This window comes from Promicromonospora alba (assembly GCF_042654905.1).
Taxonomy (GTDB): Bacteria; Actinomycetota; Actinomycetes; order Actinomycetales; family Cellulomonadaceae; genus Promicromonospora; species Promicromonospora alba.
Map to the genome: position 1 here is coordinate 615553 of NZ_JBHSFI010000001.1, position 15698 is coordinate 631250.

The window sequence follows — 15698 nt, forward strand, 5'->3', positions numbered from 1 at the left end:
CGCATGCCGCGAAAATGCACGCTTCCCGAAATATCCGGTTCCTCGTACTCTCAAACCTGTGACGGCGGCGGGGTCCGGGGGGCCCACGGGCGAGAGCGGGCGGCGCCTGTGGGTATACGGCTTCGCTTCGACGCTCGCGGTCATCGTGGGAATCGCGGCTGCGATCCTGCCCGAGTCAGTGCCGACCTGGGTGCGGCAGACGATGGTCGCGGGTGCCGTTGTCGGTGGCGTTCTCGGGGCGACGCTCCTCGAACGCTGGTTCACCCTGCATGACCGCCGCCAGGAGGCCGCGGACCGAAAGGCGCACGATCGCCTCGCCTCACAGCAGCTCGGTGTGCGTCCACCAGGGGACGAGGACGCACCGGGCCGATTGCTCTCCCCCGTTCGGGACGGCGACCAGCAGATAGTCCGGTTCGTTGGCCGCGAGGGCGTGCTTCAGCGGCTCGTCGACTGGTGCGCCGACGGCTACGAGCCGGGCAAGCGATCGCTGAGGGTACAGCTGGTGACCGGGTCGGGTGGCGTCGGCAAGACCCGCCTGGCGCAAGAGCTGCAGGCGATGATGCGGACGGCGCACGGCTGGGAGTGCCGCAATCTACGCACCGGCGTCGAGGCAGAAGCCATGCAGGTGCTTCGCCGCGCCCACCCCGAGGCGCCGGTGTTGTTCGTTGTCGACTACGCCGAGAACCGAAGTGATGGGGTCGCCGAGCTCTTGCGCCAGGCGAACAGCGATCCGGGGACGGTACGCGTCCTCCTCCTCGCCCGACGAGGCGGGCGATGGTGGTCCGACCTGTGCCAGGAGCCCGACGTCGGCGCCGTCCTCGGCACGTACGACCCCATCGAGCTCTCCGAGCGGGTCGTACCGCACGACGCGGACGGCGGGCGCCTCGCTGAGCAGCAGCGGATAGTCGATGTCGCGGTCCAGGATTTCGCCGCGTACCTCGACAAGCGCCCCGTGCCGGTGACACTGCCCGATGTCGTGCCCGGCGCGCGGATGCTCGATCTGCTGTCCATCGCTCTGGTCCAGGTGCTGCGTACCGACAACGGGCTGTCCGGATCCGCCGTCCCTCGACACACTCATGCAAATGTCTCGATGCAGGCCGTCTTCGACGAGCTGCTCCGCCACGAGGCACGGAGCTGGACCAGATCAGCGCACGAAGCTGGTATCCCCACCGACGCACCAACTCTCCGGACCCTTGTCGCGGCCGCGTGTCTTCTCGGGGCGGAGAGCCAGGCCGAGGCCGAGGCGCTGGTTCAGCGCGTGGCGCCGTTGTGCCCGCCCGGCACTCGACTAGACGCCCGGTCGGCAGCCCGGTGGCTGCGCGAACAGTACCCGCCCACGGACGGCCTGCCGGAAGGCTCGGACGGCCCGGTGCTGGTCGGAGACCCCGGTTGGGTCGGGAGTCTGCACCCCGATCGCCTCGCCGAGCACCTAGTCGTTTCCATGCTGATGGGCACCGACGCCACCGACGCCACACGAGCCATGGTGAGCTCGGAGCGGCGAGTTAACCTGCTGCGCGACCTGAAGGAAGATCAGGCCGTCCGAGCCATGATCGTCCTGACCCGCGCCGCATCCGACCCTTCGCGCAGCCAGAACTACGGCCCGACGGCCACGTCCGCGTTGCAGAGCCCTGATTACGACGCCGCTCGCGTACCCCGCGCAGGCCATCTCGATCCACGGCGAAGCGACGACGTCGCCCAGCTCGCCCTCGATCTCGTCCACGGTATCGACGTCAGCTGGAGCACGGTGACCGCGGTCCACGAGCAGCTTCCCTGGCCGGACCCGCCGAGCGCGCTCCACGACGTCGGGCACCACGTCGCCGAGCTGCTCGTTCGTGCGGTCGACAGCGACCGGCTTCTCGAGCACACCGGCCGGACCGCGCACGCTCAGCATGTCCTCGGCAACTGGACGTTCACCCTTGGCCGTTATGACACGTCCCTGGCCGCACGAGAAGAGGCAACCCGCCTCTACCGGAAGCTGGCCAGGCAACGACCGAAGCGATACTGGCCGAACTTGGCCCAGTCGCTCGACAACCTCGGAGACTCGTTCGCCGCTCTCGGCCGCAACAGGGAGGCGCTTGAGGCGTGTCATGAGGCGGTGGGCAGGTGGCGCCAGCACGCACATGTGGATCCTGACCGCTTTCTTCCAGCCCTGACGAAGTCGCTGCACAACCTCGGAGTCTCCTACCGCGACCTCGGCCTGCCTCGCGAAGCCCTCACAACGCACCGAGAAGCGCTGGCCGTGCGCCGGCGTCTGGCCGAGCAGCATGATCGCCATCGAGCCCCGCTTGCACGATCGCTGAGCTCGATCGGGCGATGCCACGCCGACCTCGGCGCCGTCGAGCAGGCACATTCCGACTATCTAGAAGCGCTGGAGCACTGGCGGCGGCTGGACACCGAGACACCCACCCGTTACGAGCCAGATCTCGCGCTCGCGCTCGGAGATCTAGGAACCACGTACGGGCTTCTCGGCCAGGCCGAGGCGGGATTGGCCAAGCACCAGGAGGCTCACCAGATATGGCTCCGCCTATCGGCCCGGAACCCGGTGCGCTTCGAACCGGGACGCGCCCGCTCCCTGACCAACCTCGGCATAGCCTTCGCAAGCCTCAGCCGTGTGGAGCAGTCGGTACGAGCCCATGACGAGGCGCTCACCGTCTATCGCGACCTCGCGTACCAATATCCGAGCCGGCGCGAACAGAGCCTCGCCTGGAGCCTGGGGAGCTTCGCCGCCTCCCTCGCATCGTGCGGGCTCGACGAAGCGGCAGAAGAAAGGTTCGCCGAGGCACTCACACTTTTTCGCCGTCGGTACGAGTCGGGCGCACGATCAGTCCTGTTCGTGACGGGCTACCGGTCCGCAATCGACGGCTACGTGGCCCTCCTGACGCCAGCGGGACGACATGACGAGGTGAAGGAGCTTCGCGCGGACAGTGCGCGGCTGGGCCAGTTCCTCGCCGACCTATGATCCCTGCCGGTCTCGCGCTTCCGGCTTGCGCTCACGCGAGCGGCACAATCACCAGGGTCTTGTCGTCGTGGCGCTTCGAACGCACCCACCTGCGTCCGTCCGGGTCTGTGGCCTCGGCGGCGTGCAGGTCATCCAGGACCTGATCCGGACCATGCGCCATCGCCTCTGCGTAGACGTCCCGCCACGTGTCGGCGTGCGGATGCCGACCTGGGTCGACGCCGTCGGTGGCGAGCAGCACCCCGGTCAGCCGCGCCCGGTCCGTCGTCGCCGTCACCCCGTGATAGGCAGCGTCCGGGTCAGTACCCGCCACGTAGTAACCACCAGGCACGTTGCGCCATCGAGCCTGCTCCTGCTGCAGCTCGATGAGCAGTGCGCGATGCCCCTCGTCGTAGCCCCGACCTGCCGAGAGCCGGGAGCGGTACTTGTCACGCTTCGCACCGAGGACGTCGCCGATTCCGTCGTCCGTGTGGATCGTCTCCGACCCGTCGGTGTGCAGCAGGGCCACGATGCTGTCGCACAGCACATAGGTCTCGACCGTCTCCGATGACCAGCGAGCGATCGCCACCGTGCACGTCGGACTGGTCTCGGGTACGAGGCGCTCCGTGTCACGGACGTTCTCGATGGCCGCCGCGACCAGGTCCGGTATCGGCTCACCGCTCGGCAGCATGTGCGCCAGGACCTCGCCGATGCGCCCCGCGAACCAGCCCGGATCATGCGACCGGTCACCCGCCACCGACGTGGCGCCGTCGAGTGCTATCGCGAAGCCACCGCCAACGAAATAGCGGTCCTGGTTCTGGGATGAGTCACCGGCAAGTGTTGCTGCGCGCGAAGTCACGCAGGAGACCCTAGTACTACAGCCGTAGATCGGGTCGCTGACCTGCGGTGACGCTGGACCTGGGGCGGCCACGGCCGGGATGCTTCGTTGCTTGTGGGCGCGGCCGAGGCTGGCTACGACTTTCGTCTCGTCCTCGGGGACGCCGGGCACAGCCCTAACCATGGCGGCGTCCTGTTGCCCGACGCGCTCCGTTGGGTCTTCCGAAGGCACGACCCAGCGGGCGCACGGACCATCGGTCGTGTCTGCCAGACTGCCGACGTGACTCAGCCACCGCGTGCAGTTGCCCTTGTAGTCCGCAATGGGCGGATTCTGATCATGAAGCGCTACTACCGGCGCGACATTGCGGGCGACTGCCGAGTCTGTGGCGAGGACGGGCGATTGACGGGGCCTTGTCCTGGTCACCATTACGCGGTCCTCCCTGGTGGTGGTGTGGAGTCGGGCGAGACGCCGGCGATGGCCGCAGAGCGTGAGCTCCTTGAGGAAGCGGGTATGACAGGGCGGGCCGGCGAGCTGGTTTGGGCTGCCACCCACGCCGGGCGTCAAGCCTCCTACTTCGTGATGGAGGACGTTGTTGGCGAGCCGGTGCTGGGTGGTGGTGAGGCGGATTCCCATTCGCCGAACAACAGCTTCGAGCTTGCGTGGGCCGACGCCCGGCTGGTGCACGACATCGGGATGCGTCCTCACGAAGTCGTGCCGCAACTGCTGCCACTGCTCATGCGACAAGCCTGACGCCCAGTCTGGCTACGCCGTGCGGACCTGAAGGGCTCAGCCAAGGCGCGCGAGGTGATGAACAGAGCATCACTGATGTGGCGCTCGAGCTCGGCTGGGAAGCGCTGAAGGACTTCGTCGGGTGGAACGACCTGATGGGCCGTCTCAACGCCGACATTGCGGGTCGCGCCGTACTCCCCGTTGGGATCCTGCCGGTGGGCTCGTACTGCGGCCGTAGATCGGGTCGATGACCTGGGGTGATGCTGGACCGGGGGCGGCCACCGCCGGGATGCTTCATTGCTTGTGTGGAACAAGAAGACCGTGGCGGTGGCCGCGGCAGACAGAGTAGACCCTGAACGATGGAGTGCAGAGTTCGAGACGGCGTTCGGGCAGGTCGCGGGCCGGTTCGCGCGGCGGGACGCTGCGGGCGGTGCGCGAGACCTGTTGACGGGGCTGGTCGCACCGTTGGAGCGCAAGAACTGTTGGACGATCGCCGAGCACGCCGGCCATACCTCCCCGCACCGGTTGCAGCATCTGCTGGGCCGGGCGGTCTGGGACGCTGACGGTGCGCGGGACGACGTGCGCGGCTACGTGATCAGCCGCCTGGCCGACCCGGGCGCGGTGCTGGTGGTCGACGAGACCGGCGACCTGAAGAAGGGCGCTTCCAGCGTCGGGGTGCAGCGGCAGTACTCCGGCACTGCGGGCAGGGTCGAGAACTGCCAGGTCGCAGTCTTCCTGACCTACGCAGCCACCGGCGGGCACGCCTTCCTGGACCGACGCCTGTATCTGCCCGAGTCCTGGGCCGCCGACCTGGATCGCCGAAAGCTCGCGGGCGTCCCGGACGAGGCCGGGTTCGCGACCAAGCCGGCCCTGGCGACCTCGATGATTGAAGCCGCTCTCGCGGCCGGGGCGCCGGCCCGGTGGGTCGCTGGTGACGAGGTCTACGGCGCCGACCCCCGCCTGCGGACCACGTGCCGGCGGCTGAGCCTGTCCTACGTGCTGGCGATCGGCAAGAACCGCACGGTCACGACGCCCGCAGGGACCGAGCGTGTGGACGATGCCACCAAGCTCGTCCCGGCCAGAGCGTGGACCCGGCTGTCGTGCGGCGATGGTTCCAAGGGCGGACGCTGCTACTCCTGGGCCGTGGTCGACATCCTGCCTGAGCCCGACGGGCCCGACCACGCCGGACAACAGGGCTCCGGTCAGCACTCGCTGCTCGTGCGCCGCAACGATGCCACGGGCGAGCTGGCGTGGTACCGGTGCTGGACCCCGCGACCGGTTCCGGTCCGCGACCTGGTCCACGTCGCCGGACGGCGATGGACGGTCGAGGAGAACTTCCAGGCCGCCAAGGGCCACGCCGGTCTCGATGAGCACCAGGTCCGCCGCTGGGACTCCTGGCACCGGTGGACGACCTTGGCGATGCCCGCCCACGCCCTTTCTGACCATCCTCGCCGTGGTGATGAACGAGGCCGAGCCCGACCAGACCGGGCTGATCGCCGTCACCCTGGCCGAGGCACGCCGCCTGTTCACCACGCTCCTGGCCCGCACCGCCGCCACGACCGAGCAGATCCTGTCCTGGTCCCGCTGGCGACGACGTCACCAGCACCGAGCCCGCACCGCCCACTACCGCAGACGCCAAACCGCAGGCCACAGGCCACAGGCCCGATCTACGGCTGTAGTACTAGGGCACCGCTACGGCTGCTCCAGCCTTGTGTTCCACCTGGTCAGCCCGCGGTTCGATCGGGAATCTCCGCCTACCTTGGTCGCAGTAGACGTTCTCTTGATGTTCCTGTGCTGCCTGAAGCGCGACCTTCAACCTTCGCGCCAACGACTCCTTCGTCCGCTTGGCGGCTTCATCGATGGTCAGAAGACACGCCGACTTGACCTCTTCGTCAAATCCGCGGAGCTGCTCGCACTCGGTTTCATCGAGCAGCCCGCCATCAAAGATCCACAGCAGGCCCTCTGGCATTCCGTCCGACGCGACCGGAACGTAGTCAACGACGAGTACCGGCATATTTCGCCGAACCAGGCCGAGCTCCTCCTTGAGCTCGCGTTCGGCCGCCACCCATGGCGATTCGCCCGCCTCGACGACGCCGCCAGGAACTTCCCAGGTGTCTTTGTAGGTCGGCTCTATAAGGACGATCCGGTCGTTCTTGTCGCGCAGCAATACACCTGCCGCCACTCGCTTGCGCGGCAATGTATCCAAGTACTCATCGCAAGCGTGGTCGTTCACAGGACTCAATGCTGGCCCCGATTTGCGTAGCCGCAACCTGGATCGCGATGTGCCTGACATCAGCGCAGGCTGTAATAGAGACAGAATGGTCGCGCGTCGCGCGTCCATTCTCACCAGAAAGTTCGCAACTCTTGACGCCATCACAGCATCGGCGACCTGTGCCCACTCGACCACACGCTGAACATACCGGACATTTCAAGTTCCGCTGGCCACGCCTGATGACCTCCCGTGAGACGGGACGCCGGAGCCCAACCGCACGCCGGACGCGCCGACCGGCCTCCCTTCGTCACGGGCGGGATCGCCCCGGCCAACGCGGACGCCTCCACCGCCACGATCCCGCCCACGACACAGAGCCACCAAGAGTCACACGCCCCGGCTCCCCACCGCCCCGCCCGGCGCGATCTCCGCGATCCGCGCCAGGTCGTCCTCCGTCAGAGTCACGCCGACCGCAGCCACGTTCTGCGCCACCCGCCCAGGGTTACGCGACCCCGGGATCGGCACCACGTAGTCCTTCTGCGCCAGCAGCCAGGCGAGCGAGAGCTGCGCGAGCGTGATGCCCTTGCTCGCGGCGAGCTCGCCGAGCCGGCTCGCGATCTCGACGTTGGCGTCGAAGTTCTCGGGGGCCCACCAGCCGATCAGCTGGCGCACGTCGTCGGCCTCGTACTGGTCGCGCGGCTTGGTCGCGCCGCTCAGGAAGCCGCGTGCCAGCGGCGAGTAGGCGACGAGCCCGATCCCGAGCTCCTCGAGCACCGGCCGCAGAGCCTCGGAGTCTCGGTCGAAGATCGAGTACTCCTCCTGCACGACTGAGATCGGGTGCACCGCGTGGGCTCGCCGGATCGTGTCCTCGTCGGCGTTCGAGAGGCCGAGGTACTTGGCCTTGCCGGCGTCCACGTACTCCTTCATCACGCCCACGACGTCCTCGATCGGGACGTTCGGGTCCGGGATGTGCTGGTAGAGCACGTCGATGGTGTCGACGTTCAGGTTCCGCAGGCTGTTGTCGACCACCTCGCGGATGTGACCGGGCCGCGAGTCGGACCCGTACGTCTCGGTGAAGCCGAACTTCGTAGCGATCACCACCTCGTCGCGGATCGGTGCGAGCGCGTGGCCGAGCAGCTTCTCCCCCTCTCCCCAGCCGTACAGCTCGGCCGTGTCGAAGAAGGTGACGCCCTCGTCATGGGCGCGGCGGATGGCGGCGATCGACTCGGTGTCGTCGGTGGGCCCGTAGAACGCCGCCGTCCCCATCGCGCCGTAGCCCAGCGCCGAAACGGTGAGGCCCTGGCGGCCCAGTGTGCGCGTCTCCATGGTGAGACTCCTTAGCTGTGAGGCGATATCTGTCAGCATACGCCAGATCTGTCAGTCCCTGACACGGATGACATCGACGGTAGTCTGGAGCCATGTCGAGCACGACGAGCAGCGGGCCGAGCCTGCGCGAGGTAGGCCGCGACGCCGTGCGCGCACGCATCACCGAGATCGCCCTCGACCTGTTCGCGGAGCACGGGTTCGACCAGGTCACCGTCGACCAGATCGCCACGGCCGCCGGCATGTCGGGGCGCACGTTCCACCGCTACTTCCCCGCCAAGGAGGACGTCGTCGTCGGCGAGCCCGAGCAGTGGGGCGAGTTCGTCCGCGACGCCTTCGCGGCCCGCCCCGCCGACGAGCCCGTCTGGGACTCGCTCCTGGCCTCCTTCGAGGCCTTCGTCGGCCTCCTGGCGCAGAACGGCCGCGTCCAGCGCGGCAAGGTGGCCATGCGCGTGCTCGTCAGCACCGCGTCCCTGCGCGCCCGCAACCTCGAGAAGCACCAGCTGTGGGGACGCATGCTCGTCCCTCTCGTCGCAGCCCGGCTGGCCGACGGCAGCGACACCGCACTACGCGCCGAGATCATCGTCCAGGCGGCGCTTGCCTGCCTCGACGTCGCGTTCACCACCTGGGCGAACGTCGACGACGACACCACGGTCTCCGAGCTGCTCGAACGCAGCTTCGCGATGCTCCAGCCCACGGACTGAGAGTCACCCCTGGCCGGCCGGGCGCGTCGCGCCGTCGATCAGGATTCCTGGTCGAACATCAGGAGGGCCCGGAAGTCACTCATCCGCAGGAGGAGCAACCATGAAGTGGACCCTCGAAGTCGTCGTCGTCCCGGTATCCGACGTCGACCGCGCCAAGGCTTTCTACAGCGACAAGGTCGGCTTCCATGTCGACCACGACGTCAAGATCGGCGAGGGCAAGCGGATCGTCCAGCTGACGCCACCCGGATCGGGATGCTCGATAGTCATCGGCGAAGGAGTTGTCGCGGAGATGCCTGCCGGTTCGCTCAAGGGCCTGCAGCTCGTCGTCAGCGACGTCACCGCGGCGCAGGCGGAGCTGGCCGGACGAGGCGTGGACGTGACCGGCGTCCAGGTGCTCGGAGAGAGCCCCTCACCCACGCCGGAACCGCTCGACAACGTGGGGTTCTGCTTCTTCAGCGACCCCGACGGGAACGCCTGGGCCGTCCAGCAGATCTCGACCCGCGCGTAACCGGAACGCTCAGGACTCCGGGTCGGACATCAGCTCCCGGACCTCCTGCGCACACCGGCAGGCGACGGCGAACCGGGCGGCCCACGCGGTGGCCTCCTCGCGTGAGGGCACGTCGATGATCGAGAACCCGCCGAGGCGTTCAGTGCTGCGCGGGGGCACGCCGTCGGTCACCGAACCGTCAGTGTCCACGACGCTCACCTTGCGGACGTTCAGCCCCGCGCCGAAGATCCACACGCCTTCGTCCTTGGCCTGCTGGACCACGTAGTGCGAGGCCCTGGCGACGTCGGGCAGGTCCTCCTCCGGGAACGTCATCGCGCCGTCCTCGAACGAGATCAGGTACCGCGTCATCTCACGACTCCCTTGTCCTGAGGCATCCTTCGGCTGCTCAGCCCAGCGTAGAGCGAGCGGGGCCTGCCAGAAACGGCTCGCCGGTCAGCCCGTTGTGACGACGCGGAATCGCACGAAGTCGACGAGGTCGCCGTCAGTGACGTCCGGGTAGTAGTGGGTCCGCAGTGCCGTGCGCAGCTCGTCGGCGGTACAGCCCTCCAGGGCGGCCTGGGCATCCGTGATGTCGGCGAACCGGACGTGCTCGACGGACTCGATGACTCCGGGCATGGACCGGTACCGGTCGTCGAACTCGAACAGGAGGGTGGCCGGCCCTGGCACGGTGGGGTCGTCGAAGCGGGTGGTGGCGGTCTTTGCGCCGTCGACCACGCTGTCCCAGTGCCGCGGATTGAACCGCAGCAGGCGCGGCGGATCGGCGTCCGGGTGCTGTGACGGGTACGGAAGCAGCTCGCGGGCCGGGACCGAGCTCGCGTCGTCGCCGTCTGGCACGATGACGCGACAGTCCGGCTGCTGGTCCAGCAGGACCTGGCGGCAGCGTCCGCACGGGGGCATGACGCCGCGGCCCTCGTCGCCTGCCGCGACGACCAGCGCGATCGGGCCTGCCCCTGCGGTAGCCGCTACCCCGAGTGTGACGAGCTCGGCGCACGGGCCTCCGTTGAAGTGGGCGACGTTCACGCCGGTGTAGATGTCGCCGTGGATGTCCATCACCGCAGACGCGACGGTGTTCAGGTAGGTGCCGTCCGCCGGGAGGCGGGAGGCGGTGTCGAGCGCCGCGTCGAGGAGGCGCTGTTCAGGAGCGATCAGCATGCGCCGAGCCTGGCACACGCGGTCGGGGCGCATCGAAGTCTTTTCCTCAGTGTGCCCATTCCTCCGGGGCGCAGTCAGACGTGCGCACTAATCACCGGAACTCCGCCACGACCTCGATCCGGCCAACGATGTTCTCGTTGAGCTCGGCAAGGTCTTCCGCGGGGATCCAGTACTCGAGGATCGTCTGCCCGCCGGCCTGCTGGACCTCGTACCGGTCGAGAAACTCCTTGGCGACGTCGAACCGCGTCACGTACCCGACACCGCTCGCCTTGACGTTCCAGTCACGTGCGATCCGGGTCGCGTAGTCCTCGTTCAGCACCGGGTAGAAGATCGGCTGGTCCGGCAGGCGTGGCGGCCAGGCGCGCCAGTGCGCCTCCTCGACCAGGGCCAGCTCCGTAGGCCCGGTCGGCCGCCACAGTGTCACCGTCTCCATGGGGCGGATCCTGGCATGATCGCGCCGCTCACTTCGAGGCCAATAACGACGGCGCGGCAAGATCCGCGCCGATCCGCGACGCGACCGACGTCGGTAGCGGGTAGGGCGTCTCGTCGGGCAACGCAGGCACGACGCCGCCGGTCAGCTCGGCCCGCCAGGCCCGGACCTGATCGGTGATGTCCTCCAGCCCGACCACCCACTCGTCCACGTACGCGGCCACGGCTTGCCCGCCGATCCCGACCTGCAACGACCGATGCTCCAGCGCGACGCCGGTCGGAGTGCGCTCCGGATCCCACTGGACCCGCACCGGGCTGGCCGCTTTCTGCGCGGCCCACGCCGCGGCGTCGTCGTGCAGCGTGCGGTCAAAGTGGCTCAGGGACGCCATGCCGAGCGCCTGCTCGAAGCCCGCGCGCGACATACGGAGGGCCAGCACGCGCTCCTGACCGGGCTTGGTCGCCCAGCCGCAGCGGTACATCATCCAGCAGAACGACGGCTTGACCCAGGTCATCCGCTCGCGTTTGAACGGCGGGACGAACCGGCCGGCCCGCACGGCGGTGTCGGCGATCGCGGGCGGATAGGCCTGGTAGACGGTGATCGTGTCGGCGTCGTGGACGGCACGGACCTGTCGTTTCGGAGTGTTCATCGGCGCTGACCGTAGCCACCTGGGCGGCGTTGACCCAAGCGATTTGCCCCGCCGTTCAAGCGCGCAGCGGAACGGGCCCCCTCGCGGAGGGCCCGTCCACTTCTGCGCGGCGCAGCGGGTGCGCCGGCCGGCGGTTTAGCTCAGAGCCCAGTTCTGGCTCGTCGAGCCGTTGCAGGCCGACAGCACCGCCACGGTCCCGTTGGCCGTCCCGTTGTTGGTCGTGCCCAGGCACAGTCCCGACTGGACGCCGGTGATCGTGCCGTTGGCGTTCACGTTCCACTGCTGGTTCGCGCCGCTGTGGCAGTCCCAGATGATGGCCCTGGTCCCCGGTGAGGTCCCGGCGCCTTCGGCGTCGAGGCACTTGCCGCCGTAGACGGAGAGCTGCTTCGAAGCGGTGACGGACCACTGCTGGTTCGCCCCGTCGTGGCAGTCCCACAGCTGCACGACCGCACCGTTCGACTGCGACTGCGCCGAGACGTCCAGGCAGCGGTTGGCACCGCTGTTGCGCACCTGGCCGCTGTCGGCGGGCGGGGTGGAGGAGAACTGGCTGATGAAGCGCCACATCTCGCCCTTCACCCAGCTGCGGGCGCCGCTCTCGCAGCCGCGGCAACCGTCGACCGGTCCCTGCTGGTGGCCGCCGTCGAACGGCGCCCACACGACCGGGAAGCCGGCGCGGCAGGAGTAGGTGGTGAGGGTGTGCGTCAGGCTGCCCGCAGCCGGCTCCGGCGCGTTCTGCGCGGCGCAGCCGTTGTTGGAGAGGAACCGGTCGCGCATGCCGCGCCCGGCGCCGATGTTGTCCGAGACACCATGGATGCCCATGTAGGCCACGGCCCCCGTGCCCCCGCTGCAGCCGCTGATCCCGCCGGGCGCGGCGATCGCGACGACCCCGCGGAACACGTTCGGGCGGGCGCACGCCAGCGCGTAGCTCATCGCGCCGCCATAGCTGAAGCCCAGGGAGAACCGCTGCGACTCGTCGACGCAGAGGGCGGCTTCGACCGTCCGGATCATGTCGTCGAAGAACACGACGTCCTGGCCGTTCGAGTTGGCCCAGCCGTTGTTCAGGCCCTGCGGCGCGACAAAGATCGCCGAGCCGTTGGACAGGGCGTCGAGCCCGTAGTGCGCGTAGACGGCGCCGTCGGAGCCGCCACCGGCGACCTGCTCGGCGGTGCCGCCCAACCAGTGGTTGCCGAAGATCAGCTTGTGCGGCTTGTTGCGGTCGTAGTTCGCGGGGACCTTGAGGATGTAGCTGCGGTTCTGGCCGCTGCTCTGGATGTTGTGCTTGCCGCTGTTGAGGGTCGGGGCCTTCCCGCAGCCGGAGCTGGCGGCCACGGTGACGTCGGAGGCGCTGGCCTGAGGCGCCTCGGCGGCCTGGGCAGGCACACCCCCGGCCGTCGCCACGACGATCACGGTTGCGAGGCACACGAGAGCAGATCTGAATCTCGACATAGGACGAAACTCCTTGTGGTCAGCATCGTTGGAGACCTGTGGGGCGGCATCGCATGAGAGGTACGTTGCCGCGGAAGACGCGAGTGGGCGTCGACTGGAAGCGCTTCCAGTCGCTGGGAATCCTGTCGTGCGTTGCCTTGAAAATCAAGGACAGTCCGAATGCCCACGGGAATCTAAACGATTAAGGCGTTCTTGCAGTAACACGTCAGACATCAGATATCTCAGCGACGGTGTTTCAGCAGACCGCCGTCACCAGCGCGAGGCTCAACCCCGGCTACCGTCGAACCGTGCCGATACTCAACACCCGCTCCCCCGGCGAGCCCTACCTGGTCGAACGCAACCCCGGCTACTTCGAGTACCGGCTGCCGGTCTCGCTCAAGGCGGTGATCAGCTGGAAGGGCCGGCTGCCGCTCCTGCGCAACGAGCGCGACGAGTGGGAGCTGCCGGGCGGCAAGCTCGACCTGGGCGAGGATCCGGCGGAGTGCCTCTCGCGCGAGATCCGGGAGGAGCTCGCCTGGGATGCGACGGTTGGCGAGCCGTTCCACAGCTGGGTGTACCGGGTCTTCCCGGACCGCCACGTGTTCGTCCTGACGTTCCTTGCCACGTACGACGGCGTCGCCGCGCCCGCCTACAGCCACGAACACAAGGAACTCGTCCTCGTCACTCCGGACGAGGCCCACGCCCTCAACATGCCCGACGACTACAAGTCGGCGATCCGCCAGGCCGTCGTGCGGGGCCACTTCCGGTAGCCCGCCGCCCAGCACCGACATCGACGTCGCACCAGGGCGGCTCCCGCAACACCGGCGCAATCGACGTCGGATACCTTGAGCCCCGTGCCCGCCCTCATGATCGCCCCGCGCCACGACGCCCACCTCGACCGGGTGGCGGACGCACTGCGGCTCGTCCATGAGAACGACCGCTACCCGATGGTCTGGCCGGACGACCCGATCGCCTGGCTCACGCCCGACGGCACGCTCGGCGCGTGGGTCGCGCTCGCCGACGGCGAGATCGTCGGCCACGTGATGATCGTCGAGGGCGGCAAGGTCGAGTACGCCGCCGAGCTGGCGGAGGCCGCCAAGGTCCCGGTCACGGGCCTCGCCGGTGTCAGCCGCCTGTTCGTCACCCCGGCGGCACGCGGCACGGGGGTGGCCACCACCCTCCTGGAGCGGGTCGAGGACCTGCCACCCCGCCGCGGACGACGGCTCGTCCTCGACGTCGTGGACGACGGCGGCCCCGCCGTCCGCCTCTACGAACGCCTCGGCTGGACCCGCGTAACAGCAGGCCCGGCCAGCTGGACGGATCCGTCGGGCGCACGCCCCCGGTCGGCGGCCTACCTCTCCCCCCGCTGACACCCCGTTGAGTGCTGGGTATTTGCCCTGTCGGAACGTTCCGAGAGGGCAAATACCCAGCACTCAACAAGGGCTTAGACGGAGCGGGCGCCCAGCCAAGGGGCCAGGTGATCCTCGCGCCACAACCACTCGACGCCGGCGGCCAGCTCCTCGGGGGTGCACAGCGCGGCGTGGAAGACGTCGCGCAGCCGCTCCCGCTCGCGGTCCAGGCCGAGGCCGCGGTCGTCGGCCACGCCCACCACCACGATCCGGGTGTGCGGCTTCGTCCCGGCGCACACCTCCGCCCACGGTCCGAGATCGGCGAAGGCCAGCTGCCCGCCGGCGCCGTCCCACAGGCAGGCGAGCCCCGGCCGGTCGGCGACGTGGAACACGCCGCGCGCCCGGAGGCTGCCCGCGCTGAGCTCCTCGATGTGGTCCAGCACCCGCTCCGGGTGGAAGGGCAGCGCCGAGCGCAGCTCGAGCGTCCAGCTCCGGTCGCCGGGCAGGCTGCCGGGACCGGTGAACACGACCGCGCCGAGGGGGTGGGCCCGGCGCTCGGCGCGGACCGGCGAGTGCCTGGCGGCGGCGAGGTGCGACGCCGAGAGCGCGTGCAGGCCGTCGACGCGCCGCGTCCCGGCGCCGCGGAGGCGGTCGAGCAGGCCGGACGAGGTGGCGGACCAGGTCTCGGCCGGCGGGGTCTCGACAGGCTCGACCAGCGACGCGTGCGGGGCCTCGGCAGGCTCAGCCACCGGGGCGGGCTCGGTCAGCGATGACGGCGCGGTCGACACCGAGCTCGTCACGATCAGGTCCGCCTGCTCGATCTGGGCCGCGAGCGCCTCGCCGACCGAGCGTTCGTCGTCGTCGGTGAGCTCGAGGCCGCGTTCGGCGAGGGTGTCGTCGCCGAAGAGGTCCTGCTGGAGTGCGTCGAGGTCGACGACCGTGAAGGACGTCGCGACGTGGGTGTGGTCCAGCGCTCCCCCGGGCTCCGCGGCGATGGCGAGGGCGCGGGCGGCGGGTAGGGGTTCGGCGCTGACGGGCAGTGCGAGCAGCACCTGGGCCCAGCGGCCGTCGCGGGCGAGGCGGGCGATCGTGGGGACGGCGTCCTCGCGGACGGCGCACGAGAGGCAGGCGTGCTCGAGCGGCACGATCACGTCCTCGATGACGCCCGTGGCGTCCAGGACGACGCGGCGCAGGTGGTCGGCGTGGATGTCGTGCCGCACGGCGACGACCCCTGGCGCGTCCATGAGGAGGCCGAACAGCGCGGAGTCGCGCAGCACCGGATCGGTGGTGGCCAGGACGCTCACCGGGATGGTTCCGCGGTTCTTGCCGGTTCGGTACATGCTGCCTCCTCGCCCCGGTCCAGCCGGGAATTATTGATAACCGTTCTCAGTTCTGGTTCACTGTAGCGCGTTATGAGAACCGTTCTCACACGCGGCGGCCACGTCGCCGT

Annotated in this window: 15 protein-coding genes and 1 pseudogene; 7 read left to right on the forward strand and 9 right to left on the reverse strand. The window is 69.0% G+C overall.

What is annotated here, in order from left to right; genetic code table 11:
- The first annotated feature begins 145 nt into the window (after nucleotides 1-145).
- A complete protein-coding gene (locus ACFO6V_RS02870; protein ID WP_377131986.1) occupies nucleotides 146-2959 on the forward strand; it encodes a tetratricopeptide repeat protein in 2814 nt (937 codons plus the stop codon).
- Nucleotides 2960-2990: 31 nt separating this feature from the next.
- Here the strand turns inward: ACFO6V_RS02870 and ACFO6V_RS02875 are convergent, their stop codons facing one another.
- Nucleotides 2991-3794, reverse strand: a complete 804-nt coding sequence (locus ACFO6V_RS02875; RefSeq protein WP_377131988.1) for a hypothetical protein — start codon at nucleotides 3792-3794, stop codon at nucleotides 2991-2993.
- A gap of 258 nt (nucleotides 3795-4052) precedes the next feature.
- Between ACFO6V_RS02875 and ACFO6V_RS02880 the strand changes: the two genes are divergently transcribed.
- Complete coding sequence (locus ACFO6V_RS02880; RefSeq protein WP_377131990.1) at nucleotides 4053-4523, forward strand: NUDIX hydrolase; 471 nt, start codon at nucleotides 4053-4055, stop codon at nucleotides 4521-4523.
- Between the two features lie 306 nt (nucleotides 4524-4829).
- A pseudogene (locus ACFO6V_RS02885) lies at nucleotides 4830-6146 on the forward strand (IS701 family transposase); the annotation flags it as partial.
- Between the two features lie 37 nt (nucleotides 6147-6183).
- Here the strand turns inward: ACFO6V_RS02885 and ACFO6V_RS02890 are convergent.
- Nucleotides 6184-6735: an NUDIX domain-containing protein gene (locus tag ACFO6V_RS02890; protein WP_377132147.1), complete on the reverse strand. Its 552-nt coding sequence runs from the start codon at nucleotides 6733-6735 to the stop codon at nucleotides 6184-6186.
- Nucleotides 6736-7098: 363 nt separating this feature from the next.
- Nucleotides 7099-8037 (reverse strand): aldo/keto reductase, encoded by a 939-nt coding sequence (locus tag ACFO6V_RS02895; RefSeq protein ID WP_377131992.1) that lies wholly within the window; start codon nucleotides 8035-8037, stop codon nucleotides 7099-7101.
- Between the two features lie 92 nt (nucleotides 8038-8129).
- Here ACFO6V_RS02895 and ACFO6V_RS02900 point away from each other — a divergent pair, with 92 nt between their 5' ends.
- Nucleotides 8130-8738: a TetR family transcriptional regulator gene (locus ACFO6V_RS02900; protein ID WP_377131994.1), complete on the forward strand. Its 609-nt coding sequence runs from the start codon at nucleotides 8130-8132 to the stop codon at nucleotides 8736-8738.
- A 100-nt stretch (nucleotides 8739-8838) separates the two neighbouring features.
- On the forward strand, nucleotides 8839-9246 hold the full coding sequence (locus ACFO6V_RS02905; protein WP_377131996.1) for a VOC family protein: 408 nt from the start codon (nucleotides 8839-8841) through the stop codon (nucleotides 9244-9246).
- A 9-nt stretch (nucleotides 9247-9255) separates the two neighbouring features.
- Here ACFO6V_RS02905 and ACFO6V_RS02910 read toward each other — a convergent pair whose 3' ends face one another.
- The 5 genes from ACFO6V_RS02910 to ACFO6V_RS02930 form a co-directional block, all read right to left on the reverse strand.
- On the reverse strand, nucleotides 9256-9594 hold the full coding sequence (locus ACFO6V_RS02910) for a YciI family protein (protein ID WP_377131998.1): 339 nt from the start codon (nucleotides 9592-9594) through the stop codon (nucleotides 9256-9258).
- A gap of 84 nt (nucleotides 9595-9678) precedes the next feature.
- Nucleotides 9679-10398 (reverse strand): ASCH domain-containing protein, encoded by a 720-nt coding sequence (locus ACFO6V_RS02915; RefSeq protein ID WP_377132000.1) that lies wholly within the window; start codon nucleotides 10396-10398, stop codon nucleotides 9679-9681.
- A gap of 91 nt (nucleotides 10399-10489) precedes the next feature.
- Nucleotides 10490-10831: a hypothetical protein gene (locus ACFO6V_RS02920; RefSeq protein WP_377132002.1), complete on the reverse strand. Its 342-nt coding sequence runs from the start codon at nucleotides 10829-10831 to the stop codon at nucleotides 10490-10492.
- 28 nt (nucleotides 10832-10859) lie between these two features.
- Nucleotides 10860-11474 (reverse strand): DUF4291 domain-containing protein, encoded by a 615-nt coding sequence (locus ACFO6V_RS02925; protein ID WP_377132004.1) that lies wholly within the window; start codon nucleotides 11472-11474, stop codon nucleotides 10860-10862.
- Nucleotides 11475-11609: 135 nt separating this feature from the next.
- Nucleotides 11610-12920 carry a ricin-type beta-trefoil lectin domain protein gene (locus ACFO6V_RS02930; RefSeq protein WP_377132006.1) on the reverse strand — a complete coding sequence of 437 codons (1311 nt, stop codon included), beginning with the start codon at nucleotides 12918-12920 and terminating at the stop codon, nucleotides 11610-11612.
- Between the two features lie 287 nt (nucleotides 12921-13207).
- On the opposite strand from ACFO6V_RS02930, the gene ACFO6V_RS02935 reads away from it, so the two are divergent.
- The gene (locus tag ACFO6V_RS02935) at nucleotides 13208-13669 is read left to right on the forward strand and encodes an NUDIX hydrolase (RefSeq protein ID WP_377132008.1); all 462 of its coding nucleotides are present in this window, start codon (nucleotides 13208-13210) and stop codon (nucleotides 13667-13669) included.
- An 84-nt stretch (nucleotides 13670-13753) separates the two neighbouring features.
- Nucleotides 13754-14269, forward strand: coding sequence for a GNAT family N-acetyltransferase (locus ACFO6V_RS02940; protein ID WP_377132010.1), 516 nt, complete (start codon nucleotides 13754-13756; stop codon nucleotides 14267-14269).
- A gap of 74 nt (nucleotides 14270-14343) precedes the next feature.
- Here ACFO6V_RS02940 and ACFO6V_RS02945 read toward each other — a convergent pair whose 3' ends face one another.
- On the reverse strand, nucleotides 14344-15588 hold the full coding sequence (locus ACFO6V_RS02945) for a GTP-binding protein (RefSeq protein WP_377132012.1): 1245 nt from the start codon (nucleotides 15586-15588) through the stop codon (nucleotides 14344-14346).
- Nucleotides 15589-15698 lie beyond the last annotated feature (110 nt).